Annotated in this window: 29 protein-coding genes and 1 rRNA gene; 20 read left to right on the top strand and 10 right to left on the bottom strand. The window is 69.8% G+C overall.

What is annotated here, in order from left to right; genetic code table 11:
• Positions 1-9 precede the first annotated feature (9 nt).
• The gene (locus F8S09_RS10060) at positions 10-1,035 is read right to left on the bottom strand and encodes a YpdA family putative bacillithiol disulfide reductase (RefSeq protein ID WP_194165305.1); all 1,026 of its coding nucleotides are present in this window, start codon (positions 1,033-1,035) and stop codon (positions 10-12) included.
• A gap of 102 nt (positions 1,036-1,137) precedes the next feature.
• Between F8S09_RS10060 and fumC the strand changes: the two genes are divergently transcribed.
• Positions 1,138-2,562 carry a class II fumarate hydratase gene (gene fumC, locus F8S09_RS10055; protein ID WP_152871369.1) on the top strand — a complete coding sequence of 475 codons (1,425 nt, stop codon included), beginning with the start codon at positions 1,138-1,140 and terminating at the stop codon, positions 2,560-2,562.
• Positions 2,563-2,614: 52 nt separating this feature from the next.
• Here fumC and F8S09_RS10050 read toward each other — a convergent pair whose 3' ends face one another.
• The gene (locus F8S09_RS10050; RefSeq protein WP_194165304.1) at positions 2,615-3,133 is read right to left on the bottom strand and encodes a uracil-DNA glycosylase; all 519 of its coding nucleotides are present in this window, start codon (positions 3,131-3,133) and stop codon (positions 2,615-2,617) included.
• Positions 3,134-3,367: 234 nt separating this feature from the next.
• On the opposite strand from F8S09_RS10050, the gene F8S09_RS10045 reads away from it, so the two are divergent.
• Positions 3,368-4,090, top strand: coding sequence for a PIG-L family deacetylase (locus F8S09_RS10045; RefSeq protein WP_152871367.1), 723 nt, complete (start codon positions 3,368-3,370; stop codon positions 4,088-4,090).
• Positions 4,091-4,271: 181 nt separating this feature from the next.
• On the opposite strand, the gene F8S09_RS10040 is transcribed toward F8S09_RS10045, so the two are convergent.
• A complete protein-coding gene (locus F8S09_RS10040; protein WP_152871366.1) occupies positions 4,272-5,444 on the bottom strand; it encodes an MFS transporter in 1,173 nt (390 codons plus the stop codon).
• A gap of 78 nt (positions 5,445-5,522) precedes the next feature.
• Here F8S09_RS10040 and F8S09_RS10035 point away from each other — a divergent pair, with 78 nt between their 5' ends.
• Both F8S09_RS10035 and F8S09_RS10030 read left to right on the top strand, forming a co-directional pair.
• Entirely contained in the window at positions 5,523-6,500 is a 978-nt protein-coding gene (locus F8S09_RS10035) for an alpha/beta hydrolase family protein (protein WP_152871365.1), read from the top strand.
• 199 nt (positions 6,501-6,699) lie between these two features.
• Positions 6,700-7,587 (top strand): alpha/beta hydrolase family protein, encoded by an 888-nt coding sequence (locus tag F8S09_RS10030; RefSeq protein ID WP_407643663.1) that lies wholly within the window; start codon positions 6,700-6,702, stop codon positions 7,585-7,587.
• A gap of 310 nt (positions 7,588-7,897) precedes the next feature.
• Here the strand turns inward: F8S09_RS10030 and ahbA are convergent, their stop codons facing one another.
• Positions 7,898-8,959: a siroheme decarboxylase subunit alpha gene (gene ahbA / locus F8S09_RS10025; protein ID WP_152871364.1), complete on the bottom strand. Its 1,062-nt coding sequence runs from the start codon at positions 8,957-8,959 to the stop codon at positions 7,898-7,900.
• Positions 8,960-9,093: 134 nt separating this feature from the next.
• On the opposite strand from ahbA, the gene F8S09_RS10020 reads away from it, so the two are divergent.
• From F8S09_RS10020 to F8S09_RS09980, 9 genes are all read left to right on the top strand, one after another.
• The gene (locus tag F8S09_RS10020; RefSeq protein ID WP_194165303.1) at positions 9,094-9,390 is read left to right on the top strand and encodes an Lrp/AsnC family transcriptional regulator; all 297 of its coding nucleotides are present in this window, start codon (positions 9,094-9,096) and stop codon (positions 9,388-9,390) included.
• Between the two features lie 286 nt (positions 9,391-9,676).
• On the top strand, positions 9,677-10,129 hold the full coding sequence (locus tag F8S09_RS10015) for a hypothetical protein (RefSeq protein ID WP_322618702.1): 453 nt from the start codon (positions 9,677-9,679) through the stop codon (positions 10,127-10,129).
• Between the two features lie 69 nt (positions 10,130-10,198).
• On the top strand, positions 10,199-10,930 hold the full coding sequence (gene gmk, locus F8S09_RS10010) for a guanylate kinase (protein WP_407643661.1): 732 nt from the start codon (positions 10,199-10,201) through the stop codon (positions 10,928-10,930).
• 4 nt (positions 10,931-10,934) lie between these two features.
• The gene (locus F8S09_RS10005) at positions 10,935-11,465 is read left to right on the top strand and encodes a macro domain-containing protein (protein ID WP_152871362.1); all 531 of its coding nucleotides are present in this window, start codon (positions 10,935-10,937) and stop codon (positions 11,463-11,465) included.
• 124 nt (positions 11,466-11,589) lie between these two features.
• Entirely contained in the window at positions 11,590-12,621 is a 1,032-nt protein-coding gene (locus F8S09_RS10000) for a S66 family peptidase (protein WP_152871361.1), read from the top strand.
• 20 nt (positions 12,622-12,641) lie between these two features.
• A complete protein-coding gene (locus F8S09_RS09995) occupies positions 12,642-13,403 on the top strand; it encodes a metallophosphoesterase family protein (protein WP_322618701.1) in 762 nt (253 codons plus the stop codon).
• A 22-nt stretch (positions 13,404-13,425) separates the two neighbouring features.
• Positions 13,426-14,367: a DNA polymerase III subunit delta' gene (locus tag F8S09_RS09990; protein WP_152871359.1), complete on the top strand. Its 942-nt coding sequence runs from the start codon at positions 13,426-13,428 to the stop codon at positions 14,365-14,367.
• Between the two features lie 16 nt (positions 14,368-14,383).
• Positions 14,384-15,028 carry an MBL fold metallo-hydrolase gene (locus F8S09_RS09985; protein WP_194165302.1) on the top strand — a complete coding sequence of 215 codons (645 nt, stop codon included), beginning with the start codon at positions 14,384-14,386 and terminating at the stop codon, positions 15,026-15,028.
• Between the two features lie 54 nt (positions 15,029-15,082).
• Complete coding sequence (locus F8S09_RS09980) at positions 15,083-15,751, top strand: DUF2270 domain-containing protein (protein ID WP_322618700.1); 669 nt, start codon at positions 15,083-15,085, stop codon at positions 15,749-15,751.
• Here F8S09_RS09980 and F8S09_RS09975 read toward each other — a convergent pair.
• The 3 genes from F8S09_RS09975 to F8S09_RS09965 are packed head-to-tail and all read right to left on the bottom strand — an operon-like array spanning position 15,730 to position 17,792.
• On the bottom strand, positions 15,730-16,524 hold the full coding sequence (locus F8S09_RS09975) for a CDP-alcohol phosphatidyltransferase family protein (protein ID WP_152871357.1): 795 nt from the start codon (positions 16,522-16,524) through the stop codon (positions 15,730-15,732). The genes F8S09_RS09980 and F8S09_RS09975 overlap by 22 nt on opposite strands.
• 9 nt (positions 16,525-16,533) lie before the next feature.
• A complete protein-coding gene (locus F8S09_RS09970; protein WP_152871356.1) occupies positions 16,534-16,902 on the bottom strand; it encodes a hypothetical protein in 369 nt (122 codons plus the stop codon).
• The gene (locus tag F8S09_RS09965) at positions 16,899-17,792 is read right to left on the bottom strand and encodes a hypothetical protein (protein WP_152871355.1); all 894 of its coding nucleotides are present in this window, start codon (positions 17,790-17,792) and stop codon (positions 16,899-16,901) included. Before F8S09_RS09965 ends, F8S09_RS09970 begins: the two co-directional genes overlap by 4 nt.
• 214 nt (positions 17,793-18,006) lie before the next feature.
• Here F8S09_RS09965 and F8S09_RS17660 point away from each other — a divergent pair, with 214 nt between their 5' ends.
• Genes F8S09_RS17660 through F8S09_RS09955 form a run of 3 tightly spaced genes read left to right on the top strand, consistent with a single transcriptional unit; the run spans position 18,007 to position 21,224 of the window.
• Positions 18,007-18,150: a hypothetical protein gene (locus F8S09_RS17660; RefSeq protein WP_194165301.1), complete on the top strand. Its 144-nt coding sequence runs from the start codon at positions 18,007-18,009 to the stop codon at positions 18,148-18,150.
• 31 nt (positions 18,151-18,181) lie between these two features.
• Positions 18,182-18,952, top strand: a complete 771-nt coding sequence (locus F8S09_RS09960) for an APH(3') family aminoglycoside O-phosphotransferase (protein WP_152871354.1) — start codon at positions 18,182-18,184, stop codon at positions 18,950-18,952.
• Between the two features lie 49 nt (positions 18,953-19,001).
• On the top strand, positions 19,002-21,224 hold the full coding sequence (locus F8S09_RS09955; RefSeq protein WP_322618699.1) for an MMPL family transporter: 2,223 nt from the start codon (positions 19,002-19,004) through the stop codon (positions 21,222-21,224).
• 70 nt (positions 21,225-21,294) lie between these two features.
• Here F8S09_RS09955 and thrB read toward each other — a convergent pair whose 3' ends face one another.
• Both thrB and thrC read right to left on the bottom strand, forming a co-directional pair.
• Complete coding sequence (gene thrB, locus F8S09_RS09950; protein ID WP_194165316.1) at positions 21,295-22,206, bottom strand: homoserine kinase; 912 nt, start codon at positions 22,204-22,206, stop codon at positions 21,295-21,297.
• Between the two features lie 11 nt (positions 22,207-22,217).
• A complete protein-coding gene (gene thrC / locus F8S09_RS09945) occupies positions 22,218-23,255 on the bottom strand; it encodes a threonine synthase (RefSeq protein ID WP_152871351.1) in 1,038 nt (345 codons plus the stop codon).
• Between the two features lie 318 nt (positions 23,256-23,573).
• Here thrC and F8S09_RS09940 point away from each other — a divergent pair, with 318 nt between their 5' ends.
• Positions 23,574-23,843: a GlsB/YeaQ/YmgE family stress response membrane protein gene (locus tag F8S09_RS09940; protein ID WP_152871350.1), complete on the top strand. Its 270-nt coding sequence runs from the start codon at positions 23,574-23,576 to the stop codon at positions 23,841-23,843.
• 189 nt (positions 23,844-24,032) lie between these two features.
• Positions 24,033-24,248 carry a 50S ribosomal protein L28 gene (rpmB, locus tag F8S09_RS09935; protein WP_152871349.1) on the top strand — a complete coding sequence of 72 codons (216 nt, stop codon included), beginning with the start codon at positions 24,033-24,035 and terminating at the stop codon, positions 24,246-24,248.
• Positions 24,249-24,316: 68 nt separating this feature from the next.
• Here the strand turns inward: rpmB and lspA are convergent, their stop codons facing one another.
• Positions 24,317-24,847, bottom strand: coding sequence for a signal peptidase II (gene lspA / locus F8S09_RS09930; protein ID WP_407643660.1), 531 nt, complete (start codon positions 24,845-24,847; stop codon positions 24,317-24,319).
• Positions 24,848-25,117: 270 nt separating this feature from the next.
• Between lspA and F8S09_RS09925 the strand changes: the two genes are divergently transcribed.
• Both F8S09_RS09925 and F8S09_RS09920 read left to right on the top strand, forming a co-directional pair.
• Entirely contained in the window at positions 25,118-25,585 is a 468-nt protein-coding gene (locus F8S09_RS09925; RefSeq protein ID WP_194165300.1) for an S-ribosylhomocysteine lyase, read from the top strand.
• Between the two features lie 223 nt (positions 25,586-25,808).
• Positions 25,809-25,932, top strand: a 23S ribosomal RNA gene (locus tag F8S09_RS09920); the annotation flags it as partial.

Here is a 25,932-nt window from a genome sequence, read left to right as displayed (position 1 = left end):
GGGAAGAGGTTAATGGACCGAGAGCACCGTCTCGGGCTTGCCGTCCACCCATCCCGGCGCGAGTTGCCGCTCGATCTCGGCCACCGCGTGGGCCGCGTGGTGCCGCCCGTTCTCGATAAAGACCTGATTCGTCTTGCCCGCGAACCCCGCCGACCCCACCACGAACAGGCCCGGCACGCTGCTCTGGTAGTGCTCGTCCAGCACCAGGCATTCGTCGGCCTGCTGGGCGAGGTTCAGTCCAGACAGGAAGGAGAGGTCCGGGCGGTAGCCGGTCAGCGCGAAGGTGAAGTGGGTGGGCAACTCGAAGGTGGTGCCGTCCAATCGCTGCACGACGACGTGTTCGGGGTGAATCTCGACCACCTGAGCGCTGAAATGGGCGGCGATGCTGCCTTCCTTGATGCGGTTTTCCAAGTCGGGCCGCACCCAGTACTTGATGGTGGACTTCAGCTCGGGTGCCCGCACGACCATCGTCACGTTCGCCCCCCCGCGCCACAGGTCGAGGGCCGCGTCGGCGGCCGAGTTGCCCGCCCCGATCACGGTGACGTTCAGGCCCAGGAAGGGGTGCGCCTCGGTGTAGTAGTGACTGACGTTGGGAGAGTCCTCGCCGGGAATGCCCAGCCCGACGGGATTGTCGTAGTACCCGGTCGCCACGACCACACGCCGCGCCTCGACCACGTCCGGCGTGCCGTCCTGCGCTTCGACCTCCAGCGTGAAACCCGCCGGGGCCGCGTGGACGCGCTTAACCTCCGTATAGAGGCGCACGTTCAGCTCCTCACGCTGGGTGACGAGGCGGTAGTACATCAGGGCGTCGCGGCGGTCGGGCTTGTCGTGGCCGGTGACCATCGGGTGGTCGCCGATTTCCAGCTCAGGCGCGGTGGTAAAAAAGGTCATGTAGGTGGGGTACTCGAAAATCGCGTTGACCACGCAACCCTTCTCCAGCACCACGTAGCTCAGCCCCGCCCGCTTGCAGGCGATGGCGGCGGCGAGGCCCACCGGCCCGGCCCCCACGATGGCAACGTCGAACATCTGGCTCATGGGGGGAAGTCTGGCATGGGGGCGCGGGCGAGACGGTGAGATGGGGCGCGTCCCCCCGGCTGTGACGCCCCCGCCCCAAATGACCCCCGGTACACTGGCCCCATGACGCAGACCACGCCGGGCCAGACCCAGCCAACTCAGACCCGCACCGAGTCCGACACCATGGGCCAGCTTCAGGTCGCTGCCGACCGCTACTGGGGCGCCCAGACCGAACGCTCTATCCACAACTTTCCCATCGGGCGCGACACCTTCGTGTGGGGCCGCCCCGTCATCCGGGCGCTGGGCATCCTGAAAAAGGGCGCGGCGCAGGCCAATGCCGAACTGGGCGAACTGCCGGGGGACGTGGCCGACCTGATCGTGCGGGCCGCCGACGAGGTGATTGCCGGGAAACTCGACGACCACTTTCCCCTCGTTGTCTTCCAGACCGGCTCGGGCACCCAGAGCAACATGAACGCCAACGAGGTGATCTCCAACCGCGCCATCGAACTCGCGGGCGGCGAGCTGGGAAGCAAGACGCCCGTTCACCCCAATGACCACGTCAACCGGGGCCAGAGCAGCAACGACACCTTCCCGACCGCCATGCACATTGCGGTCGTGCTGGAACTCAACGAGCGGCTCTACGGCGCGGTGGGCAAGCTGCGGGACACGCTGGCGGCCAAGGCGAAGGAGTACGAGGGGCTGGTCAAGGTGGGCCGCACCCACCTGCAAGACGCCACGCCCATCACGCTTGGGCAGGAGATCGGCGGCTGGGTCGCGCAGCTCGACTACGCGCTGGCGGAGGTCAGGCACGCCGAGCAGGGCCTCTACGACCTCGCCATCGGCGGCACGGCGGTCGGGACAGGGCTGAACGCCCATCCACAGTTCGGGGACCTCGCCGCGAAGAAGTACGAGGCCGAGACGGGCTTCCCCTTCCGCTCCGCTGAGAACAAGTTCGCGGCCCTGTCGGCTCACGACGCCCTGGTGCAGACCTCGGCGGCGCTGCGGACCCTCGCCGGGGCGCTGATGAAGATGGCGAACGACGTGCGCTGGCTGGCAAGTGGTCCCCGCAACGGCATCGGAGAGATCACCATTCCGGAAAACGAGCCCGGCTCCTCCATCATGCCCGGCAAGGTGAACCCCACGCAAAGCGAGGCCATGACGATGGTCGCCACCCGCGTCTTCGGCAACGACGCCACCGTCGCCTTTGCCGGGTCGCAGGGCAACTTCCAGCTCAACGTCTTCAAGCCGGTGATGGTCCACGCCGTGCTGGAGAGCATTCGGTTGATCGCGGACGCTTCCGTAGCCTTCAACGACAACTGCGCGGTCGGCATCGAGCCGAATCTGGAGCGGATCGGGCACAACCTCGACATCAACCTGATGCAGGTCACCGCCCTGAACAAACACATCGGCTACGACAAGGCCGCCGCCATCGCCAAGAAGGCCCACAAGGACGGGTCCAGCCTGAAGGAAGCGGCGCTCGCGCTGGGGCACGTCACCGAGGAGCAGTTTGCCGAGTGGGTCGTGCCGCTGGAGATGACCCGGAGCTGAGTCTCGGAGGACGTGAGGACCGCTTTCCTGCGTGGGGGGTGGTCCTTGTCCTTCAACCCGCCGGCAAGAGTCGCCCGTAAACGCCCACCAAAGCGGTGAGGGCCTTCGCCGCTTCCTCCCGACGCGAGTTGAAGTTCTGCGGGCTGGGATGGGGACAGGAGAAGGCGGGGAGGGGAGACTGAACGGCCAACCACGCCTGCTGCGCGTGCTTCCCCACCAGCACCACGGCCTGAAGCTGGGGCAGAAGGGCGAGGACTTCCCGCGTCAGCGGCGCGGCCTCAGCGTACTGCGCGGGCCGGGGCGTCACGACGCCGCCCTCGCTCATCTGCCAGGGCACGGCGTTCCACAGCACCACGTCGGAGCGGCGCAGACCCGAGAGGTGCAGCAAACAGCGCATGTTTTCCGCCGTGCCGTCGGGGTTGTCCACCGAAACGAACCGTGTGCGGCTCACGACCGGGCCGGGCGATTCGAGAAGGAGCAGCACCCGCGCCCCCACGCCCCCATCCGCCGGGTCGAAGAAAGGAAGCCATTGCCCGGTCCGGGAAGAGCGTTCCCCGGCCCAACGGTTCAAGGGTGCGATGTGGGGATCAAGGACCCGGCCGCACCTGGCCTGCCTGACCTCTTCCGATCTGAGGCTGCGCGTCTCCATTCCGGCATTGTGTCTCGCTGGGTTGTGTGGCCCGTGGGGTTGGTCAGCAAGCCCCCGGAATACCTTGACCCCGGCTGCCTGCCACGCTGTCTTGTTCAGCGTTACCGCCCCCGTGGGCGGTTTTTCGTTGGCGTGGGGCTGGCCTATGCTGCCCCTATGACCCTGCTGCCCTTCCGCACCGTGTACGGCACCGCGCAGCCGCTGGACTGGCTGTGCCTAGCCCCCCACCCCGACGACGCCGAGATCGGTGCGGGGGGCACCCTGATCCGGCTGGCGCAATCGGGGCGGGCAGTGGGCATCCTCGAACTGTCACGCGGCGAACGCGGCACCCAGGGCACCCCCGAGGAACGCGAGGCCGAGTGTGTGGCGGCGGCGGGGATCATGGGGCTGGGCTGGCGCGGTCAGGTGGAACTGCCCGACGGCGGGCTGGCCGACACGCCGGGGGGTGCCCACGCGCTGGCGGCGGCGCTGCGGGCAGTGCGGCCCCGCGTGCTGCTGGTGCCGCACCACCGGGACCGTCACCCGGACCACTTCGGCACCTACCATCTCGCGCGGCGGGCGCTGCACCTCGCGGCGCTGCGGCGGGCCGAGGTGCCCGGCGAGCCGCACCGGGTGGGCCGGGTGCTGCTGTACCAGGGCAACGCCGACATTCAGGCCAACCTGCTCGTGGACGTGGAGGCCGTGCAGCCCGAGTGGGAAGCGGCCATTCGCGCCCACGCCAGCCAGTTCGGCGGCGGCTACGTCTCCGAAACCGTCACCCCCGAGATCGTGGAGCGCCGCCGCGCCCGGCTGATGTACTGGGGTACCCTGGCCCGCGTGCGCTATGCCGAGGCCTTCGAGACGGAAGACGCGCTGCTGATCGACCCGGAAGCGCTCTGAGGGCATGTTTGCAAAGGGACCTCACGGTCGGTGAGGTGCGCCCGGAGGCTGCCCGCGGTCCCCCCTCTCCCGCGGAGCTGGGCCAGTCCCGACCTCCCATAAGGGGAGCAGCAAAACTCTGCATTCACCAGGGGGACAGGGCATTTCAGCCGACTTTTCAAACACGCTCGGGGTGTCGCCTCTACAGCGACCCGTCCGCGTGCGGCGAGATACGGGCCACCGCCCGGCCCGGCCATAGGTAATAAGCCTCCGCCAGCAGGAAGACGAGCGCCCCCAGCGCGAAGACCCCCCCCGGCCCGGCCGCCGCCCACGCGAGGCCCCCCAACACCGGCCCGACCGCGAAGCCCAGGGCCTCGACCGCCATCACGGTGCCCCAGGCGGCGGCGCGGTTGGCCTTCGGCAGCACCCGGCCCACCAGCCCGTTCCACCCGGCGAGAAAAGCTCCGTACCCCAGGCCCAGCAGCGGCGCGAGGACGAGGAGGCGGTCTTCTACCCCCGGCGGCGCCGCGAGCGCGAAGGTCAGGGCCAGCCCCACCAGCCCCGGCGTCAGGGCGCGGCGCGGATGCGCCCGGTCCGCGAGGCGCCCGGCGAGGGTCAGGCCCACCCCGAAGCTCGCCAGAGCGAGCAGCCCCGGCCCCAGCAGGTCGCTCAGGTCCAGGCCCAGCCGCTCCAGCAGGGGATAGAGCAACGGCACAAACAGGCCCGGCGCCAACGTCTGAGCGAAAGCGGCGGGGAGCAGGGTGGCGACCCGCTGCCAGCCGCGCCACAGGCCCCCGGCCACCGCTCCCGCCGCCGGAAGCCGCAGCCCCAGCAGACTCAACGCGAGGAGCAGCGCCGCTCCCTGTGCCCCCGCGAGCAGCGCCCAGGCGGCCTCCGGCCGGGCCTGCATCAGTGGCCCGATGCCCAGCACACCGCCCAGGATGGCCGGGGCCACCGCCACCCCGGACACCGCGAGCGCCCGCGCCGCGTAGCCGGGCCGGGCCAGCGCCTGCGACATGCTCATCAGTCCCGGCCACAGGACCGCGTACCCTACCCCCCACAGCCCGGCGGCCAGCACCACCCAGCCCGGCCCCGGCGCCAGCCGCGCCCCCAGGACCACGCCCAGCCCCAGCGCGGCCCCCAGCGCCAGCACCCGGCCCAGGCCCAGGCGCTCGGAGAGCCAGCCCACCGGTCCCTTCGCCAGCCCGTCGGCGAGGTAGTGCGCTCCCACGATCAGCCCCACCGCCGCCGCTCCCCACCCCAGCCCCGGCGCGGCCTGCGGCAGCACGGACACCAGCAGCCCGGTGCGGACCAGCTCGCTCAGCAGCAGCAGGGCCATCAGCCGCAGCATCACCAGAGGGCGGGTCCAGAGCATCGCCCCGCAGTCTAAAGGGTCGGTCCAAGCGTGGCCGCCCTTCCGGTGCCGCGTCCCCCTCCTCCGTAGGGTGAGAAGATGACCCGCCCCCTTGCCCTCGCCCTGCTGGGCGCCCTGACCCTCGCGGCCCCCGCCGGGGCACAATCCGCCGCCGCCCTCGCCAAGGTGGACGCCGCGCAGATGAGCATCCCCGCCGCCCGGCAGAAGAGCTATCCCGGCAGTACGCTGACCGTGCGGCAGACCCTGGCCGCCGGGGTGAACTACCGCCGCTACGTCGTGAGTTACCTCTCGGAGGGCCTGCGGATCAACGCCCTGCTCACCGTGCCGAACGGCACCCCGCCGAAGGGCGGCTGGCCCGCCATCGTCTTCAACCACGGCTATATCCCGCCGAACGTCTACCGCACCACTGAGCGCTACGTCGCCTACCAGGACGCCTTCGCCCGTGCGGGGTTCGTGACCCTCAAGAGCGATTACCGGGGCCACGGCTCCAGCCAGGGAGAGGCCCTGGGCGGCTACTTCGCACCTGGCTACACCACCGACGTGATGAACGCGCTGGGCAGCCTCAAGCGCGACTCCCGCGTCAACGCGGCCCGCATCGGCATGTGGGGGCACTCCATGGGCGGGTTCCTGACCCTGCGGGCGATGGCGATTGACCCCACGATCAAGGCGGGCGTGATCTGGGCTGGGGTGGTCGCCGACTACGACGGCATCATGAACGACTGGAACAGCCCGGTCCCCGCCTCCATTCCCCGCGCCGTGCTGGAGCTGCGCCAGAAGGCCGTCGCCAAGTACGGCACACCGGGGAGCAACCCCGCTTTCTGGAACAAGCTCAGCGCCAACTCGTACCTGAAAGACCTCGGTGGCCCCCTGCAACTGCACATCGGCACCGCCGACGAGGACGTGCCGGTCCTGTTCCACGAGCGCCTCGCGGCGCAGATGAAAGCGGTGGGCAAGCCCGTCCAGAGCTACGTCTACCCCGGCGACAACCACGACCTGACGCGGAACCTGGGCACGGCACTGGCGAGGTCGGTGGCCTTTTTCAAGGCGCGGCTGTGAGGGCCGCCGGTCCCTTGCGGTGAGGCGCTTTCTCCAACTGCTGCTCGTGTTGCTGGCGCTGGGAGCCGGTTATGTCGCCCTGGTCGGGCCGGAGCGCTTGCCCTTCACCCTGCCCTCCTGGGTGCCGTGGGCGGGGCAGAGGGCACCGACGGGCGAGGAGGACGCCCCGACCCCGGACAACGCCGAGCCGGGCGGGGCGCTGGAGGGAGTCACGGACGCCGCCCTGGAGCGCCTGGTCGCCCGGCAGCCCATCAGCATTCAGGCGCTGCGGGAGCGTGAGTATCTCGGCAGCGCCCTGACGGTCGTGCAGACCCTTCCCTCCGGCGTCAACTACTCACGGCAGGTCGTGAGCTACGAGTCGGACGGGCTGACCATCTACGCGCTGCTGACGGTCCCGAACGGCACCCCGCCGGAGGGAGGCTGGCCCGCCATCGTCTTCAATCACGGCTATATCCCGCCGGACGTGTACCGCACCACCGAGCGGTATGTCGCCTATCAGGACGCCTTTGCGCGGGCAGGCTTCGTCACCATGAAAAGCGACTACCGGGGCCACGGCAATTCGGAGGGCGAGGCGACCGGCGGCTACAACGACCCCGGCTACACGGTGGACGTGCTCAACGCGGCGGCCAGCCTCAAGCGCGACGGGCGGGTCAACCGGGGCCGGATCGGGCTGTGGGGGCACTCGATGGGCGGCCAGCTCTCGCTGCGGGCGATGCTGGTGGACCGCGAGCTGCGGGCCGCCTCGCTGTGGGCGGGCGTGGTCGCCGGGTACGACGTGCTGGCGACCGACTGGGGGCGGGGTCCCGGCGAGGATCGGCCCGCGCTGGACCCGCTCAACCGCCGCTACCTGCGGGCGCTCAGCCCCAACGCGTATCTGGAGGACCTGAACGGGCGGTCCCTCCAGCTTCACCACGGCACCGCCGACGAGGACGTGCCCTACAGCTTTCAGCAGGCGCTGGCCGGGGACCTGCGCGAGGCCGGTCAGGGCTTCACCGCCTACCGCTACGAGGGCGACGACCACAACCTCAGCCGCAACCTAGGGCTGGCGCTGCGGCGGAGCGTGGTCTTTTTTCAGGAGCACCTGTAGACGAACATGGCCGTCCCCGCCCGGCGGGGAACAGGCAACGGATCAGTTCTCTATGGGAAGCGTGGCGCCTCGTCCCACCGCCATGTGTTGTGGGCGGCAGAGGAACCAGCTTCCGCCAGAACGGAGCTTCGCGCGGCGAGGAATGAGGCGCCACCAGCCCAACAGGGACCATCTCTGTTCAACCCGAGCGGACCTGTGGGGCGCCGCCGCAGCGCGAGCAGGACCACAGCGGTGGCCGGGAAAAGAGTTCCCGCTATCGGTTCTTTCCCGATGCGAGAACGGTATGGACGGCGACCGTCTAACCGGTCCCTCAGGCCTCAGTCCCCAGATGCTCCCGCGCCCACCCATAGAACTCGGGCTGGTAAAACTCCAGCCGGACTTTCTTGTACTCCTTGGTCGAGTACAGGATGGCGTGCTCCAGGCCGGGCGCGACCTCCTGCTCGATGGCCGCGATCTTGCCGAACGCTTCTTCCTTGCTCCGGCCGTGGACCATCGTGAAGATGGTGTAGGGCCACTCGGGGTAAGTCGGGCGCAGGTAGCAGTGGCTGACGGCCTTGAACTCGGCCATCTGGCGGCCCACCTCGGCCACGCGCTCCTGGGGCACGGCCCACACGCCCATCGCGTTGAAGGTAAACCCGGCCTTCTGGTGCCGGAACACAGCGGAGACACGCCGCAGCGCCCCCACATGCTTCATCTTCTGGGCGTGGGCGGCCAGTTCGTCGGTGGTCAGGCCCAGCGCGGCGCAGGCGTCGGCGTACGGTTCCTCGGTGATCGGCAGGTCCTTCTGGAACTCCAGCACGAAGGCGCGGTCAAGGTCGGTCACCTCGTAGCCGACGTTGCGCTGCTCGGCGGTGTACTGGGGCTTCGCCTTGGCGTTCCAGTCCTCCTTGCCGCTCATGTCGAACTCGACGCCGATCTTGAAGAGGTGCAGGGTGGGCATCAGCCGGGTGACTTTGGCACCGCTCAACTCGTGCAGCTTCTGCACATGCGCTTCGAGGTCGCTCTCGGGCGGCACCGCGATGGTGTACCAGAGGTTGAAGGCATGGTTGCGCTTGTAGTTGTGGCTCACGCCAGGATGCCCGTTGACAACCTCGGCCCCCGCGTCGAGCTGGTCTTCATCGTACTCGGCGGCGACGAGGCTGGACTTGTAGCCCAGAGTCCGGGTATCGAAGATCGCGCTGACCTGCCGCAGCACGCCCTCCTCCTTGACCTCACGCAGGATCGCCAGCGCCTCTTGCTCGGTCAGCCCGACCTCCTCGGCCAGAGCGCGGTAGGGCCGCTGCACGATGGGGATGTCCTTCTGGATGCGGTTGAGCAGGTGCTCGCGCGGCGTGGGGGTCGCCGGGGCGGGCGCAGGGGCAGGAGCCGTCATGCCCTCTAGGGTACGGTTCCGCGCGGCGGCGAACGTCCCCGAACGAGCGGTCAGGAGAGGGCTTTCAGCGGTTGGCCAGAGCGGTACGGCTGACGGCGGAAAGCTGACAGTCCTCACCTGCCACAATGCAGGGCATGGTCACAGCAATCGTGATGGTGCAGGCCGAGCGCCAGCGCATCCAGGAAACCGCCGAGGCCCTTGCAGGAGTACCCGGCGTGCGCGAGGTGTACTCGGTGACGGGCGAGTGGGACATCGTGGTGGTGCTGAAACTGGAGCGCTACGAGGACCTCGACGACGTGGTGACCGGCCACCTGCGCCGGGTCGAGGGCATCGCCCGCACCCAGACCATGCTGGCGTTCCGCACCTACAGCGAAGCGCTGCTCGACCAGGGCTTTGGCGTTGGGCTGGACGAAGGCGGGCCATTTTCCTGAAGTGCGGGAACGCCTCTGGAAGGATGACCCTGAAAACCGAACTTCAATGGAGGCACGCAGAAGACAGCAGGGCAGGAGCCAGGAAACCGGGTTTGAGCTTGCCGCTTCTGCCTCCGGGGCTTCTTGCCCCCGCGCTTTCAGAAGGTTGACGGGGCATCTCTTTTGAAAGGGAAGGGTCGAACGACGGCGAACGCAGACTCAAGCAGGGACGGCATTTCTTCGACATGAAAAAGCGTCCTCTTTACAGATACCCCCCGGAAACCCATACTCGGGCAAGGAGGGCAGTGTGGCCTACAAGAAACTCAGCGAGCAGGTTCAGGAACTCAGCAATCCGCAACGCAGCGACCTCTTTGTCAAGCAATTCCGCGAGGCCGTCCGTGAAGGCAAGTTCGATGCCACCTTTCTGACCGAGCGCTTCACCATGCCCAAGACCTTTTCTCGCCGGGGCGCGGAAGGCACCTATCAGCGGGACACCCGCGACATGCTCTTTGACGTGACGCCTGACTTTGAGGCGTGGTTCGAGGAAACCAATGAAGCGCTGGCCCAGACCCGGCGCACCGGGAATGTGAAGCCCACCGCCGAGAACATCGCGGCCGGGCTGGTGGATTTCAAGGCGCTGGCGGAAGAAACCCGGCGCAAGATGCAGGCGAGCTACGAAAAGGGGCAGGCCCTGGGCAAGGGCCGCAGCCGGACCTCGTCGGGCGGGGGCGCGAGCAAGACCCGCAGCCGCAAGAAGTAAGGCCGGGGGCAGACCCCAGACGGGGCGGAGGAGGCCAGCGTGCCCCCTTCGCCCCGTATGCTGATGCGAATGATGGTGACTGTACCGGACGCTGCCCCTGGCCCTGACCCCACTCCCCAGCCCCGCCCAGCACGGGGCCTGCTGCTCGTGATCACCGGGGCGTCCGGGGTGGGCAAGGGCACCCTGCGTGAGCGCTGGCTGGCCGGGCAGGACGTGTTCTACTCAACCTCGTGGACCACCCGCGAGGCCCGGCCCGGCGAGCGTGACGGGGTGGACTACGTGTTCGTGACGCCCGAAGTCTTTCTGAACAAGGCCCGGCAGCGCGGCTTTCTGGAGCACGCGCAGTTCGTGGGCAACCACTACGGCACACCCATCGAACCCATCGAGGCGGCCCTCGCACGGGGACAGGACGTGGTGCTGGAGATCGAGGTGGAGGGCGCCATGCAGGTCAAGGACCGCCTGGGCGACGAGGCCATCCTGATTTTCATCATGCCTCCCAGCCTCACCGAGCTGCGCCGCCGCCTGACCGGCCGCGCGACCGAGACGCCCGAGCGCATCGAGAAGCGCCTTGCCCGCGCCCGCGAGGAGATCATGCACGCCCACGACTTCCGCTACGTGGTGGTCAACGACGACCTGGACCGCGCCGTGGAGGAGTTGCGGGCTGTGCAGCAGGCCGAGCGTGCCCGCCAGCGCCCCGAGGCCGAATGGACCGAGGAGGACCGCGCCGCGGGGCGCCTGGCCCACACCGTCCGCAGCGCGGCGCTGAGCTCCGAGGACCTGCGCCGCGTGGTGGAGAGCTAGGACCATGCCCCTCCAGCTTGTTCAGGGGGACATCGCCCGCGAGCGCACCTGCGCCGTCGTGACGGCGGCCAACAAGGAACTGGCGGGTGGGGGCGGCGTGGACGGCGTGATTCACCGCGCCGCCGGGCCGGAACTGCTGCGGGCCATCCGGCAGATTGGGGGCACGCCGACCGGAACGGCGGTGATCACTCCGGCCTTCAACCTGGAGCGTCAGGGCGTGCGCTTTGTGATCCACGCCGTCGGCCCGGTCTGGCGCGGCGGCGGGCAGGGCGAGGCGGAGTTGCTGGCCGGGGCTTACCGCGAGAGCTTGCGGTTGACCGTAGAGCATGGCTGCGACTCGGTGGCCCTGCCCGCCATCAGCACCGGGGTCTACGGCTACCCGCTCCGGGAGGCGGCTGAGGTCACCTTACGGACCCTCCACGACTTTCTGGCTGAGCATCCTGGCCTCACCGTGCGGCTGGTGCTGCATGGGGAGGAGGCGGTGCGGGCGTTCCGGGAGGCGGAGGCCGGGTGGGGTGGTGAGAGCCGCGCATAAGTTGACCTCCGGTGCATAGCACGCTATAGTTTTGAACATCACCGCCCCAAGTGGGCGGTTTTTTCGTGTCCTGGCCCGCCATCCGGCGTATGGCGCCCGCCGCCGCTGGCCTCTAGCCTGCCGCATGGCGCCCCACTTCATTCGTCCGCCCCGCCTCCTGTCCGGTTCGCGGGTGGCGGCCCTCAGTCTGTCGAGCGGCTTCGTCACCGAGGTAATGGGCCGCTACCACGCCGGGGTGCGGCAGGTCGCCGCCGAGTTCGGGTGGGAGGTGGTGCCCGCCCCCAACGCGCTGCGCGGTCCCGACTACCTTGATGCCAATCCCCAGGCCCGCGCCGACGACCTGCAGTGGGCGCTTCAGAACCCAGACATTCACGGCATGGTCAGCATCATCGGCGGGGACGACTCGGTGCGGCTGCTGCCCTTTCTCGATCTGGAGCTGATTCGTGCCCATCCCAAGGCCTTCCTGGGCTACAGCGACGCCACGGTCACCCTGACCCAGTTCCTGCGGGCGGGGGTCATGGCCTACCACGGCCCCGCGCTGCTGACCGACCTCGCGGAGAACGGGGGGATGCATCCCTTCGTGGTGGAGGGTGTGCGGCGGGCGCTGGTGGACGAGCCGCAGCCTTTCGACCTCGCACCCGCGCCGGAGTGGACGCAGGCCCGGATGGACTGGGCGGACGAGGGGGCGCAGGCGGTGCGCCGCCCCTTTCACCCCGGTGACGGCTGGGTCTGGCTTCAGGGCGAGCGGGCCGCCGAGGGGCACCTGATGGGCGGTTGCCTGGAGGTGCTGGACATGCTGAACGGCACGCCCGGCTGGCCTGGGCCGGAGCTGTGGCACGGGGCAGTGCTCGCGCTGGAGACAAGCAATGATGTACCTCCACCCCATCAGGTGGGCTACTGGCTGCGGAACTACGCCGGGCAGGGCATTCTCGCCGGGGCCGCCGGGCTGCTGCTGGCCCGCGCGCGCGACTACACGGGGGAGATGGTGGGGGAACTGTACGGCTGGGTGCGCCGGGTGCTGCGCGAGGCGGGACGGGAGGACCTCCCGGTGGTGGCGAACGTGGATTTCGGGCATACCAGCCCTCAGCTCACGCTGCCGCTGGGGGGACGGGTGCGGCTGGACCCGGCGGCGGGCCGGGTAACGGTGTTTCCCTGAGGGGCGGCTATCATGGCGCGGTGCGCCTGCTGGTCCTCTCCGACATCCACGCCAACGCCCCCGCGCTGGAGGCGGTGCTGGCGGATGCGGCGGGGCGGGGCTACGACCGCGCCGTGATGCTGGGCGACGCGCTGGGGTACGGGGCACAGCCCGCCGAGGTGCTGGCCCGGCTGCGGGGCCTCGGGGCCGAGTGCATCCGGGGCAACCACGAGCAGATGGGGCTGGACCTCGTGGCGCGGGGTGGGGGCTGGCTGCCCGGCAGCGCGGGCGTGGTGGGCGCGGCGCTGGAATGGCAATTCGCCCGGCTGTGCGCCGCCGACCTCGCCTGGGTCGCCTCCTGGCCCGACGGGCGCGAGGACCGGGACCTGGGGGTGGTGCTGCGGCACGGGACCCCGCTAAGCCTGGACACCTACACCGACTCGGTCACCGCCGCGCGGGACGCCTTCGCGGGGTGGGGCGGGCGCCTTGCCTTCGTGGGGCACACCCATCTCCCCGGCGTGTACGCGGCGCTCCATGCCCCGGTGGGCGAGTGGGTCAAGTTCCAGGGCCTCGGCAACGGCGGCGTCTACGCCCTGCCGCCCGGCGTCCGCGCCATCTGCAATCCCGGCAGCGTGGGTCAGCCGCGCGACGGCGACCCCCGCGCCAGCTACGCCCTGTTCGACCTGGAGCGGCAGACCTTCGAGGTGATCCGGGTGCCTTACCCGGTGGAGGCGGCGCAGACCGCCATTCTGGAAGCCGGGCTGCCCCCAGTGCTCGCGGCGCGGCTGGCGCTGGGACGCTAAGGCGGAGCGTGAGGCCCCGGCCATGACCCTGCCCGCCGCCCTGTTGCACGGCCCGCTGCTCGAACAGGCGGGTGCTTTTTCCGGCAACGCGCTGCTGCTCACCGGTCCGGCGCGGGTGGGCAAGCGGGCAGCGGCGCTGACGATCGCCGGGGCGCACAACTGCTCGGGCACCCGGGGCCTGTACGGCGAGGGCTGCGGCGCCTGCCCCTCCTGCCGGGCGCTGTCGGCGGGGGCGCACCCCGACCTGCTGATCGTGGAGCCGCGCACGACGACCAGCACGGGCAAGGCCGCGCGGCGCAAGGTCATTCCGGTGGGCGCGGTGCTCTCGGCCCGCGACAAGGGCCGCGAGTACGAGACGCACGTGTTCGAGTTCCTGGAGGTCCGGCCCACCTTCCGCCGCCGGGTGGTCGTCGTGGACGGGGCCGAGTACCTGGGGCCGGAAGCCGCCAACGCCCTGCTCAAGCTGGTCGAGGAGCCGCCGCACGGGGCGCTGTTCGTCTTTCTTGCCGAGGACCGCCGCTCGGTGTTGCCCACCATCCAGAGCCGCAGCGCCCGGCTGGACGTGGCTCCGGCCCCCGACCGCGTCATCGAACGCGGCCTGACCCTGCTGGGCGAGGAAACGGACCAGGCGCTCGTCGCCTTTGCCGCTGGGCGGGCCGGGGTCCTGGACGCGCGGGAGGCAGTGCGGGCGGCCCTCGCGGACGCCGCCGAGTTCACCGGGGCGCTGGGGGAGGGCCTGCTGACCGCCCTCGAAGCCGCCGAGCGGCTGGAAAAGCGCTGGGACGCCACCTGGCACCCGGAAGCCCTGCGGTTTGCCTGGCGGGACCGCTCCCCCCATGAGCGTGCCCGCGCGGACACGGCGCTCGAAGCCCTGCAATCCGCGCTGGAGGCTTATGCCAGCCCCAGCCTGAGCTTTCAGGTCTTCGCCCTGCGGCTGCGCGAGGCCTTCGGGTTGGAAGCCTAGCCGTAGACTCCTGACCATGATTCAGCCGAGGCAACATGGCGCGGTCCGCGTCTGGTCCCTGTCCACGGGTCCCCTCCAGGAGAACGCGGTCCTGGTGGCCGGAACGGAGAACGAGGGCTTCCTCTTCGACCCTGGCGACGACGCGGAGCGGATTCTGGCGCTGGTGCGGGGGTCGGGCGTCACCGTGCGGGGCATCCTGCTCACGCACGCGCACTTCGACCATATCGGGGCGGTGCAGCCCGTGCGGGAGGCGTTGGGGGTGCCCGTGTGGCTGCACCCCGCCGACCTCCCGATCTACCGCCTGGGAGCGGCGTCGGCGGCCCGCTGGAACCTGCCCTTCACCCAGCCCGCCGACCCCGAGCACGGCATCGCCCAGGGGCAGCCCTTCACGGCGGGCGACCTGACCCTCACGGCGCGGGAGTTGCCGGGGCACGCGCCGGGGCATGTGGTGTTTGTCGGGGACGGGTTTGTCGTCGCCGGGGACACCCTCTTTCAGGGGAGCATCGGGCGCACCGACCTGCCGGGGGGGAACCACACGCAACTGCTGGACGGCATCGCGCGGGAGCTGCTGAGCCTGCCGGACGACGTGGCGGTCTATCCCGGCCACGGCCCGGCGACCACGGTGGGGGCCGAGCGGCGCACCAATCCCTTTTTGCGGTGAGGGGCAGGGGTACGCTGAGGCCATGAGCCTGCCTGTCCGTCTGGAGGCGGGGCCGTGACCTCCGGCACCGTTCCTGCCCCGCTGCTGGGTGCCGTCAGCGACCGCGACTATTCCACCAACGCGGCGAACGCCCTGATTCACCTCTACCGCGCCGAGGTGGGCAAGATGACCGCCTACCGCCAGCGCCTCGACATGACGACCAACTGGTCGGTCGTGACGACGGCGGGTCTGGCCTCCTTCGCGCTGGGTGACCCCAACAACAGCCACGCGACCTTCCTCTTTGCGATGGGCATGAACTACTTCTTCCTGCGGCTGGAGGCCCGGAGATTTCGCACCTTCGAGATCGCCCACCACCGGGTGCGGATCATGGAGCGCTTCTTCTATCCCGCGATGCTGGGCGACCGGGTGGACGCCGGGTGGCACCAGCTCCTGCTGGCCGAGCTGAGCAAGCCCCGATCCCCCATGACCCGCGCCGACGCCCTGGGCTGGCGCCTGAACCGCAACTACCTGTGGATCTATGGGGCAGTCCTGATCGCTTGGTTCGCCAAGCTCGACCTGTCCATGCCCAAGGGCTGGATTCTGGAGTTCCCCGACGCCTTTGCGCTGGCCGACATCGGCAACTTTCCGGGGTGGCTGGTGTTCCTGGGGGTCGCCATCTTCTACGGCTTCCTGATCTCGCTGGCGGTGCGGGCCGCGCGGACCTACCCGCTGGAAGAGGGCTGACGGCCCCGGCGTACCTGTTCCTCGCGCCAGAGCTGCACCCCGACGAGGAGCCCCGCCTGTGCGGGCAGGCTCCAGAGGTACAGCCGGGGCCGCCGCAGGGCCAGCGCCGCGCCCAGGGCCAGCAGTTGCGTGCTGAGCCCCAGGTTCACCGCCACCCGGTTGATCGTGGCGGGTGTGTAGGTAAGGCAGTCGGCGGGGGTGGGGTCGCCTCCCGCTGCTCCTCGCAGCCGCGCCCCGAACAGCGCCCCCAGCACTCGTTCCTGCGGGGTGAAGTACAGCGCGTAGACCCTCCGCAGCAGCCCCAGCAGCCGGGGATCGTCTCCCGCCTGGGCAGGCGGGTCACGGAAAACCTGGCCCCGCGCCTCCCGGTGGTCGCGCTCCCACAGGTAGTCGGTGCTCAGAATCAGGCTCAGCAGCAGGGTCAACGGCAGGCCCCAGCGCCCTGCCAGCCCGGTCAGGACGGCGGCGTTCACCAGCGCGTCCAGCTCCGAGTCGAGGTAGCGCCCCGTCTCGGTGGTCTGCCCGGTCGCGCGGGCGAGTTGTCCGTCGAGGTTGTCCAGCACCGTCTTGACCTGAAGGAGCAGGGCGGGGGTCAGGGAGTGGCCGCGCCGCAGCAGCCCTGCCGCGAGGAGGCCCACCGCCGCATGGGTCAGGACCACATGCAGCGGATTGACCCGCCGCCGGGCCAGGGGAGGCACCAGTCGCTCGGCCAGCGGCCGGAAGACCGCTTCGGCGGCCCACTCACGGGCGGGGCGGGCCTTGCCGTGGGTCATGGGGGCAGCTTACCGCCGCCCGCCCCCACCGCGCGGGGGGCTTTTCTTGACGCCTGCGTAGCGGTGGCGCTCGCGGCGGCGCTGGGTGCGGGCCGCCGACTGCTGCCGGGTGCCCGCCTGCGTTCGCCCGGCGAGGCGGCGCGGCACGAAGGTGTCCACCGTCAGGAAGCGGAAGAGCGGGATATACAGCAGCAGCACGAAGATCACCGTGCCCCAGACGGTGTCGAGGTACGGTCCCAGCCCCGCCAGCCGCAGCAGCCCCGAGAGCAGGGTCGCTACCACCGTGAACAGCAGCACCCGGATCAGCAGCCGCCCCAGCTTGCGCCCGGTAAACCCTGGCTCGGGGTCCGGGGTCATCAGCCAGCGCCACAGCTTCAAGTGTCGTCCTCGCCCGCAGCGGCGGGCCGGGCGGCCGCGCCCACGGTGATGCGGTCACGGAAGGCGGTCAGCTCGGGCCACTCGGTCTGACCGGCGTCCACGTCCACCACCAGGGTGGGCTTGTGCGTCTGCTCCGCCAGCCTCTCCAGCGCCGTCCGCGCCGCGCCGTCACGGGCAGGGGCGGCCAGGATGACCCCGCGCACTGCGCTCTTGCCGTCCAGCAGCTTGAGGGAGCCGTACAGCTCCTTTTCGCCCGCCGGGGCCGTGGCCGCCTTCTCCATCCGCTCGCCCCGCGCCGCCACCTGCGAGGGAGGCAACTCGGCGGAGGTGACCGGATGCAGCCCCAGTTCCTCCAGCGCCGCCCGCAGACCCGCCCCCAGGTCGGGGTCCCCCAGCAGCACACGCGGCCCGACCACGGCGACCGTGACCCGCGAGGCGCGGCTGAGGGCGGGCATGTCCTCGCGGGGGGGGGCCGCCAGGGGCTTGACCCGCTCCAGCGCCAGCCGCACCCGGCCAGGGTTGTGGGTGAGCCGCTGCCCGAGGTCGGTCGCGGCGGCGACCATCTCCGGCCCGCCGTCGGGCAGCGCCTGCATGGGCGGCAACCCGCTGAGGCGCCGCGCGAGCAGGTCGGGCAAGGCCTCGCCCCAGGCGTCCCCCCGCAGCGGCGGCGTCTGCGGCAGCAGCACGAGGTCCACCCGGCCCAGCGCGAGCACCCGCCCCAGCACGAGCTGCACCTGCACTGGGGCGTCCGGCAGGCTCTCCTGACCCAGCGCGAATGCCTCGGCGGCAGGGAGGTCCGGCGTGACCCCCTCGACTCCGAGTTCTTTCAGGAACGCGGCCCAGTACCGCCCATATCGCGCCCCCAGCGTATCCAGCAGACCGACCTTCATCGCCCGGCAGTGTACAGGGGCTGGGAGAGGGAGGGACGGACGCCGCGCCGAACTGCGGTCCCGCGCTCGCTGCGCCGGGTGTGAGGCCCGCCAGAACGCCTTCAAGGTCTTCGAGCCGCTGTACGCCCCTGAGGTCACCGGCTTTCAGACCCAGCAGAATTTCGACACGAATCCGCGCCTGACCCGGCAGGTCAGCAGCCTCCTGCACCTTTCGATGGACCTGGGCGTGGTCCTGAAGACGGTGTGTGGCGCGGCCCCGCCCTCTGGGGCTGACCTGCTCACGGCCTACGCCATCATCTCGAATGCCTACGGCCTGAACCGGCAGATGGCCGCCGAGCTGGCCGCCCCGGCGCGGTAGCGCGGCCCGGCCTCCCGCTATCCTGCTGCCCATGACGCTGACCCTCCCCGCCGCCCTGCGCCGTGTGCTGCCCGCCGCCCGCTGGGAGAGCGTGACGGACGGCAAGAGCGGCGCGGGCGTGTGGCGCAGTCAGAAGTACGTGGTCAAGGTGCAGGAGCGCGGCGGCCTGCCCGTCTCCACGCTGCTTCAGGAGCGCGAGCGCCTGCGCTGGCTGGCGGGGCGGGTCCCGGTGCCTGCCGTGGTGGGCTACGAGGCCACGCCCACCCACGACTACCTCGCCATGACCCGCCTGCCGGGCATCCCCATGAGTCACCCCGACGCCGTGCTGCACCCCGAGCGCGTCGTGGACCTGCTGGCCCGTGCCCTGCGTGAGCTGCACGCCCTGTCCGTGCGCGACTGCCCCTTCACCATGACCCTGTCTGTCACCCTGCGCCTCGCCCGCGAACGGGTGGAGGCGGGGGTGGTCGACGAGTCGGACTTTGACGACGAACGTCAGGGATGGACGGCCGCCCGCGTCTGGAACGAGTTGGTCCGCACCCGGCCCGAGTCGGAGGACCTGGTCGTCACCCACGGCGACCCCTGGCTGCCCAACCTGATCGTGAACGGTGAGTACGTGGAGGGCTTCGTGGACGTGGGCCGCGCGGGGCTGGCCGACCGCCACGCCGACCTCGCGCTGGCGCACCACAGCCTGACGCACCACCTGGGCCGGGACCATGCCGAGCGGTTCCTCGACCTGTACGGCCGGGCGCTGGTGGATGAACGCAAGCTCGCCTACTACCGCTTGCTGGACGAACTGTTCTAGCCTCCCCCAGAGGGAAAAGTCCCCTCCCCAGCGTGCTCTACTGGCCCGCGTGCGTGCCCTCTCCGAGTTCGTGACCCGTCGCCCCTGGCTGGTGCTGGCGCTGTGGGGGCTGCTTGCGCTGCTGAGTGCCTACCCGGCCTCGCAGGCGCCCCGGAACCTCAGCGCCGATCCCGGCAGCCTCGCCGACGCCGAGAGCACCCGCGTGACCACCCTGCTGCGCGAACGCTTCGGGGAGGAGGACACGAACACCGCCCTCCTCGTCACCCGCCACGACCCGCCGCTGACCACGCCGGTAGGTCAGGCCGCCTACGACCGCCTGCTGGCCGGGCTGGAGGACGTGCCCGGCGTGACCCGCGTCCTCGCCGCCGGGGCGCAGGGGGCCGTGCCCACCGTGAGCGAGGACGGCCGCCTCTCCCTGACCGTCGCGCAGATTCCGCTGGAGGAGGGCGCCGCCGAGACCCTCGCCCGCGTGCGGGCCTACGCCGACCGGGTGGGGGGAGAGGGGCTGGCCGTGCGGGTCACGGGGGGGCAGGCCATCGCGGACGACTTCACCGAGTTCGCCGAGTCGGACACCAAGCGCAGTGAGTTCGCGGCGCTGCCCCTGACGGCGCTCGTCCTGCTGGGCGTCTTCGGGGCGCTGGTGGCGACCGGCCTCCCGCTGATGGTGGGGGTCCTGAGCATCACGGTGGCGATGGCGGGCGTGTATGGCCTGACCCGCGTCACCGAGGTCAGCACCTTCGCCCAGAGCGTCATCACGATGCTGGGGCTGGGAGCCGGAATCGACTACGCCCTGCTGATGGTCAGCCGCTTCCGCGAGGAGCTGGCGAGGGACGGCGACTCGCAGGCGGCGGCCTCCCGCACGGTGCTCACCGCCGGGCGCAGCGTGCTGTTCAGTGGCCTGACGGTGGCGATTGCGATGGCCGCGCTGGTGATTCCGCCCATCGCTTTCGTGCGGTCGATGGGACTGGGTGGGGTCCTGGCTGTCCTGCTGACCGTCCTCGCCAGCGTGACCGTCCTGCCCGCGCTGCTGGCCCTGCTGGGCGAGCGGGTCAACAGCCCGCGAATCCTGCGCTTTCCCTGGGCACAGAGCGCGGGCGCGTCGGCGGCGTGGACGGCCCTGGCCCGCCGGGTCACGGCCCGCCCCGGCCTCGCCGTGCTGCTCAGCACCCTCTTTCTGCTGGTGCTGGCCCTCCCCGCCCTGAACATGAAGACGGGCTACGCGGGCGCCTGGGGCCTGACCCCCGGCGTGGAGAGCCGCGACGCCCTGGCTGACGTGCGCGACCTCGGCGCGGGCGGCCTCCTCAGCCAGTTCGAGGTCATTCTGGACCTGGGGGGCGAGCGTTACGGCCCCGACGACCGCGCCCGCTTTCAGGGGGTGGTCGAGGACCTGCGGGCCTTGCCCGGCGTCCAGACCGTCATCAGCCCCTTCCTGACCCCCGCCGACCTCGCCGGGGACGCGGGGAGCGGCGGAACGGACGCGATCGCCGCCCTCAGCCTGCTGACCTCCCGCTCCTTCAGCGAGGACCGCACCCTCTTGCGGGTGACCGTGGTGCCCGATGCCTACCTGCGGGCCGACCAGATCGACCCCTTCGAGGGGCGGCTGCGCGGCGTACTGAAGGACTCGGGCTTCCAGTATCTGCTGGGGGGCGCCCCGGTGGGCGAGCGCGAGTTCAGCCGGGCACTCACGGACGCGCTGCCCGCCGCCGTCCTGACCGTCTTCGCGGCGACCTTCGTGCTGCTGATGGTGGCCTTCCGCAGCCTGCTCGTGCCCCTCAAGAGCCTGCTGATGAACACGCTGACGGTGGGCGCGGCCTACGGGGTGGTCACTCTGGTGGTGCAGGGGGGCCTCTTCGCCGGGCCGCTCGGCATCCCTGACGACGTGGGTGTGCTGGATTCCAGCCTGCCCCTCATCCTCTTCGCGGTGCTGTTCGGCCTGAGCATGGACTACGAGATCTTCCTGCTCTCCCGCGTGCAGGAGGAAGTCCTGCGCGGCCACCCCAATGACGAGGCGGTCGTGCTCGCGGTGGGCCGCACCGCCCGCATCATCACCTCGGCGGCGCTGATCATGTTCATCGTCTTTGCGGCCTTTATCGCCGGGCGAGTCGTGGCGAACAAGAGCATCGGCCTGGGGCTGGCGGTCGCCGTCGCGCTGGACGCCACCCTGGTGCGGCTCGTCCTCGTGCCCGCCTTCCTCAAGCTCGCCGGAAAGTGGAACTGGTGGCTGCCGGACTGGCTCGACCGCCTGTTGCCCCGGCTGCGGCTGGAGCATTGAAGCTGAAGCCGTAAGCCCCCTCTACCATGGGGAGAGGGGCCTCGCGCAGCGAGGGGGTGAAGGGTCTTTCCTACCCGCCCCGCCTAACCACCGTCCCCCCCGTCTCAATGGGTAAGTCCAGCATCCGCCCTGTCAGCCCATGCCCTTCCATCACTTCCCGTAGAAAGGCGTGCAGCTTCGCCGTTTCCTCCCGCGCATCGTGGAAGCACAGCACCGTCGGCCCCGCCCCGCTGAGGGCCGCCCCGAGTGCCCCATGCCCGGTCGCGCCCTCCAGAATGTCGCTCAACCCCGGCACCAGCGGCGCCCGCCAGCTCTGGTGCAGGCGGTCTTGCATGGCGTGCGGCAGCAGGTCCAGCCGTCCTTGCGCGAGCGCGGCAGCCAGCAGCGCGGCGTGCGAGAGGGCGTGCACCGCGTCCGCCCGGCTGTACTCGCCCGGCAGGACCGCCCGCGCCCCGTGCGTGGACAGCTCGAAGTCGGGAATCAGCACCGTGACTCCCAGGTGCGGCGGCGGCTCCAGCCGCACATGGTGGGTGCCACGCTTGTCCAGTGTGGCGACCACGATGCCTCCCAGCAGCGCCGGGGCCACGTTGTCGGGGTGGCCTTCCTCGCGGGCGGCGAGGTCGAGCACCTCCGCGTCACTCAGGGGCCGCCCCAACAGCTCGTTTCCAGCAACGAGTCCGGCTACGAGGGCCGCGGCGCTGCTGCCCAGCCCCCGGGCGAGCGGAATCTCCGTCCGAATCTCGACGCGGGCGGGCGGCAGCTCGCGTCCGGCCCGCCCCGCCGCGAGGAGCATCGCCCGGTAGACGTAGTTCCGCTCGTCGGCGGGCGTTCCGGCCAGCTCCGGCCCCAGCGGCACCACCTCAGTCACGGTCTGCGGGGTCACGGTCACGCTGGTGAACAGGGGCAGACTCAGGCCCAGGCTGTCAAACCCCGGCCCCAGGTTGGCGCTGCTCGCCGGGGTGCGGACGGTAAAGGAGGGCAGAGTGACCTCCCTCAAAGAATCCGCTCCAGCACGTGGTCCAGGCTGGCCTGCACCGCCTGGGGAGCCTCCACCGCCCGCAGCGCGGCGTCGGGGTCTTTCAACCCGTTACCGGTCAGCACCGCCACGACGGTCTGCCCTGGCGTGAGCAGGCCCGCCGCATGCCGCTTGAGCAGTCCCGCGACCGGGGCCGCGCTCGCCGGTTCGCAGAACACGCCCTCCCGCGCCACGAGGTTGTAGGCGTGCATGATCTCGTCGTCACTCACCATGTCGAGCAGCCCGCCCGACTCGCGCACTGCCGCCCGCGCGAGGTCCGCGCTCGCCGGATTGCCGATGCGGATGGCGGTCGCCAGCGTCTGTGGCTCGTCCACGATGGCGTTCCGCACGAGGGGCGCGGCGCCCTCCGCCTGAAAGCCCCACATCTGTGGCAGATTCGCGCTCTGCCCCGCCGCGTGGTACTCGGTAAAGCCCATCCAGTACGCGCTGATGTTCCCCGCGTTGCCCACCGGAATGGCGAGCACGTCCGGCGCCTGCCCCAGCACGTCCACGATCTCAAAGGCAGCCGTCTTCTGCCCCTGCAGGCGGTGGGGATTGACCGAGTTCACGAGCGCAATGGGATGCGCGGCGCTGATCTGGCGCACCAACCGCAGCGCCGCGTCGAAATTGCCGTTCACCGCCACGACCTCGGCCCCGTACGCCACCGCCTGCGCGAGTTTGCCCAGCGCGATGTTGCCGTCTGGAATCAGCACCACGCAGCGCAGCCCCGCCCGCGCCGCGTAGGCCGCCGCCGCCGCACTGGTGTTTCCGGTGCTCGCGCAGATCACGGTGTCGGCTCCATCCTCAACCGCTTTGGCGACCGCCATCACCATGCCCCGGTCCTTGAAACTGCCCGTCGGATTCAGCCCCTCGTATTTCAGGTAGAGCTGCACTCCCAGCTGTTCCCCGAGCCGGGGAGCAGGAATCAGCGGCGTATTGCCCTCATGCAGGCTCAGGGCGGGCGTGCGGTCAGTGATGGGCAGATACTTGCGGTAGCGTTCCAGCAGTCCAGGCATACGGGGCGTCCTCCTGCGGCCACCTCCGGGCGGCCCTTCCCAGGCATCCTAGCGGCATGAATGCGGACAGGCCCTCCCTTGTTTGCGGGGAAGCAAGCTGGTCACTGGACCATTCCCGCGTATGAACCCCCGCAGATGAGCCGCGAGAGGCCCTTCCTAACTCCTGGGTTTAGGCCAAGTTCGTCCCCTCTCCATCTGCCCTTGGGCTGCCCTTGAGAACGTGGGATGCGTAACACTGTAAGGGCTCGCCCGGTCCCATTGTGCACTCACAACGAGGCACGAGAAGCGTTGAAGTTCAACGTCCTGGAGGGAGAAACTATGAGTTGGATCGTTCTTATTCTGGTGGGTGCGCTGTGCGGCTGGCTGGCAAGCTTGATCATGAAGACCGACGCCCAGCAGGGTGCCGTCGCCAACATCCTGATCGGGATCGTCGGTGCGGTGCTGGCGCAGTGGATCTTCGGCGGCCTGCTGGGAATCGGCGGTGCCCAGGTTGCGGGCAGCGGCTTCAGCTTCTGGAGCATCATCTGGGGCGTGGTCGGGAGTGTCGTCCTGATCGCCATTCTCAAGGCGCTGCGAATTCTGCGCTAAGGTTTCGTCTCTCTCAGGTCTGGCCTCCCCAGCGGGAAGCCAGGCCTTTTTCCTGCTTCCCGTCCATGTGCTAGAGTTGGAAGGCTTGCCTGACCCTGCCCGGCGTGGCAGCGACACCCCAGATCACCCGATCTCAGGTCACCCGCCCCCGGCACAACAGCGGGTCAGGTTGAAGAAGGAGCAAGGAACATGTCGAAAGTGTGCGAAGTGTGCGGTAAGGGGCCGATCGTCGTGAACTCGGTCATTCGCCGTGGTAAGGCCCGTGCTCAGGGCGGTGTGGGCCGCAAGGTTACTGGAATCAGCAAGCGGGTCCAGAAGCCCAACCTCCAGCCTCTCACCGTTAACCGGGGCGGCGTGGCCGTGCGGATGCGCGTCTGCACCAAGTGCCGCAAGAGCCTGATCTGATCCCCTCTATGACAACGCCCCCGGCTTCAGTGCTGGGGGCGTTTTGCTTTCAGTGTTCAGCGAGGCTGTCAGGTCGTCTTGGCCTTGCTCCGCCGCTCCTCGGCAAAACTCACGACCACTAGGAGGAGCGTTCCGAGTACCACGCAGATGTCCGCGATGTTGAAGATGGGGAAGTGTCCAGCGTTCAGCGCCTGGGTCACGGCACTGAGCAGCGGCGAGTAGAACATGTCCGTGACTCGGCCCTGCACCAGCCCATCGATGCTGTTGCCGATGGCTCCGGCGGCGATCATCGCCAGCAACACCGAGAGGAGGCGTGGCTGGGGCCGCAAGGCGAGATACACCAGAATCCCTATCCCGACCGCCAGCCGGACCAGGGCCAGCGGCACGGCCGACCCGGAGAAGAGGCTCCAGGCAGCGCCCGTATTGAAGGTGAGCTGCCAGCTCAGCAGGCCCGGAAGAAAGGGGATGGGCGTCGCCCCTTCGGTCAGGTTCGCCAGCGCCCAAGCCTTGAGCGCCTGATCGGCGAGGACCAGCAGCGCGGCGATCAGCAGCGGAACCCAAACGGGAAAGGCACGCGGGCGGCGAAGCAGGGTGGGCACGCCGCGCAGTATGCCGGATGGAGGAGCCCGCCTTCTCGCCGCTGCTGCAAGGGCGCAGCGAATCGCAGATGAACCCGGAGAGGGAGTCGCCACAGCGCTTGAATGGTGGCGCTGGGTTCTGGGCAGGGCAGCCCATCTCCGCCTGCGTCGAGAGATGAGGAGCGGCCAATCCGGAGCCTGGGGCCACTGGCCAACATTCGGCGTCTTGGCCGGGTATCAGAACCGCTCGGCCTTACATTGTCCGCCCGCGCCCCGGCCAGAATGAGCGGTATGGCAAATGTGGAATCCTTTGACCTCGACCACACCAAAGTGCAGGCCCCCTACGTGCGGCTGGCCGGAATCAAGCGCACCCCCAGCGGGGACGCGATCAGCAAGTACGATCTGCGTCTGCTTCAGCCCAATCAGGGCGCCATCGACCCGGCTGCCATCCACACGCTGGAGCACCTGCTCGCGGGTTACCTGCGCGATCACCTGACTGATGTGGTGGACGTGTCCCCAATGGGGTGCCGTACGGGCATGTATATGGCGGTCATCGGTGAGCCGAACGAGGGGGGCGTTCTCCGCGCCTTCGAGCAGGCCCTGCGGGATGTGGAAGCCCATGACCGTCCCATTCCAGGAGTCAGCGAACTGGAGTGCGGCAACTACCGTGACCACGACCTCACGGCTGCCCGTCAGCACGCCCGCGACGCCCTGGGCCAGGGCCTCAAGGTTCAGGAGACGATTCTTCTCTCCCGCTAACGCCGTGCAGCACGCGTAAACCAGCTCCCCCCACAGCCTGAGCGAAGACCGGGCAAAGGGGGAGTTGACAAGTCCCACTCCCCCCTGTATCTTTTCTGAGCCTCAAGCGAGGCGGGGAGCATGACAAGCGAAGAGGTGTGCGAGAGAACAAGCACAGAGAGCGCCTTCCGGGCGCCGCTCGGGTTCGCCTGGGTGGGTCAGGACGTGCGTGAATGAATGAAAGGGTCAAGATACTAAGGGTCCACGGTGGATGCCCTGGCACTGGAGCCGATGAAGGACGCGATTACCTGCGAAAAGCCCCGACGAGCTGGAGATACGCGTTGACTCGGGGATGTCCGAATGGGGAA

The organism is Deinococcus terrestris, from assembly GCF_009377345.1.
Taxonomy (GTDB): domain Bacteria; phylum Deinococcota; class Deinococci; order Deinococcales; family Deinococcaceae; genus Deinococcus; species Deinococcus terrestris.
The sequence above is the reverse complement of the archived record's forward strand: the minus strand, read 5'-3'. Positions and strand labels throughout refer to the sequence as shown.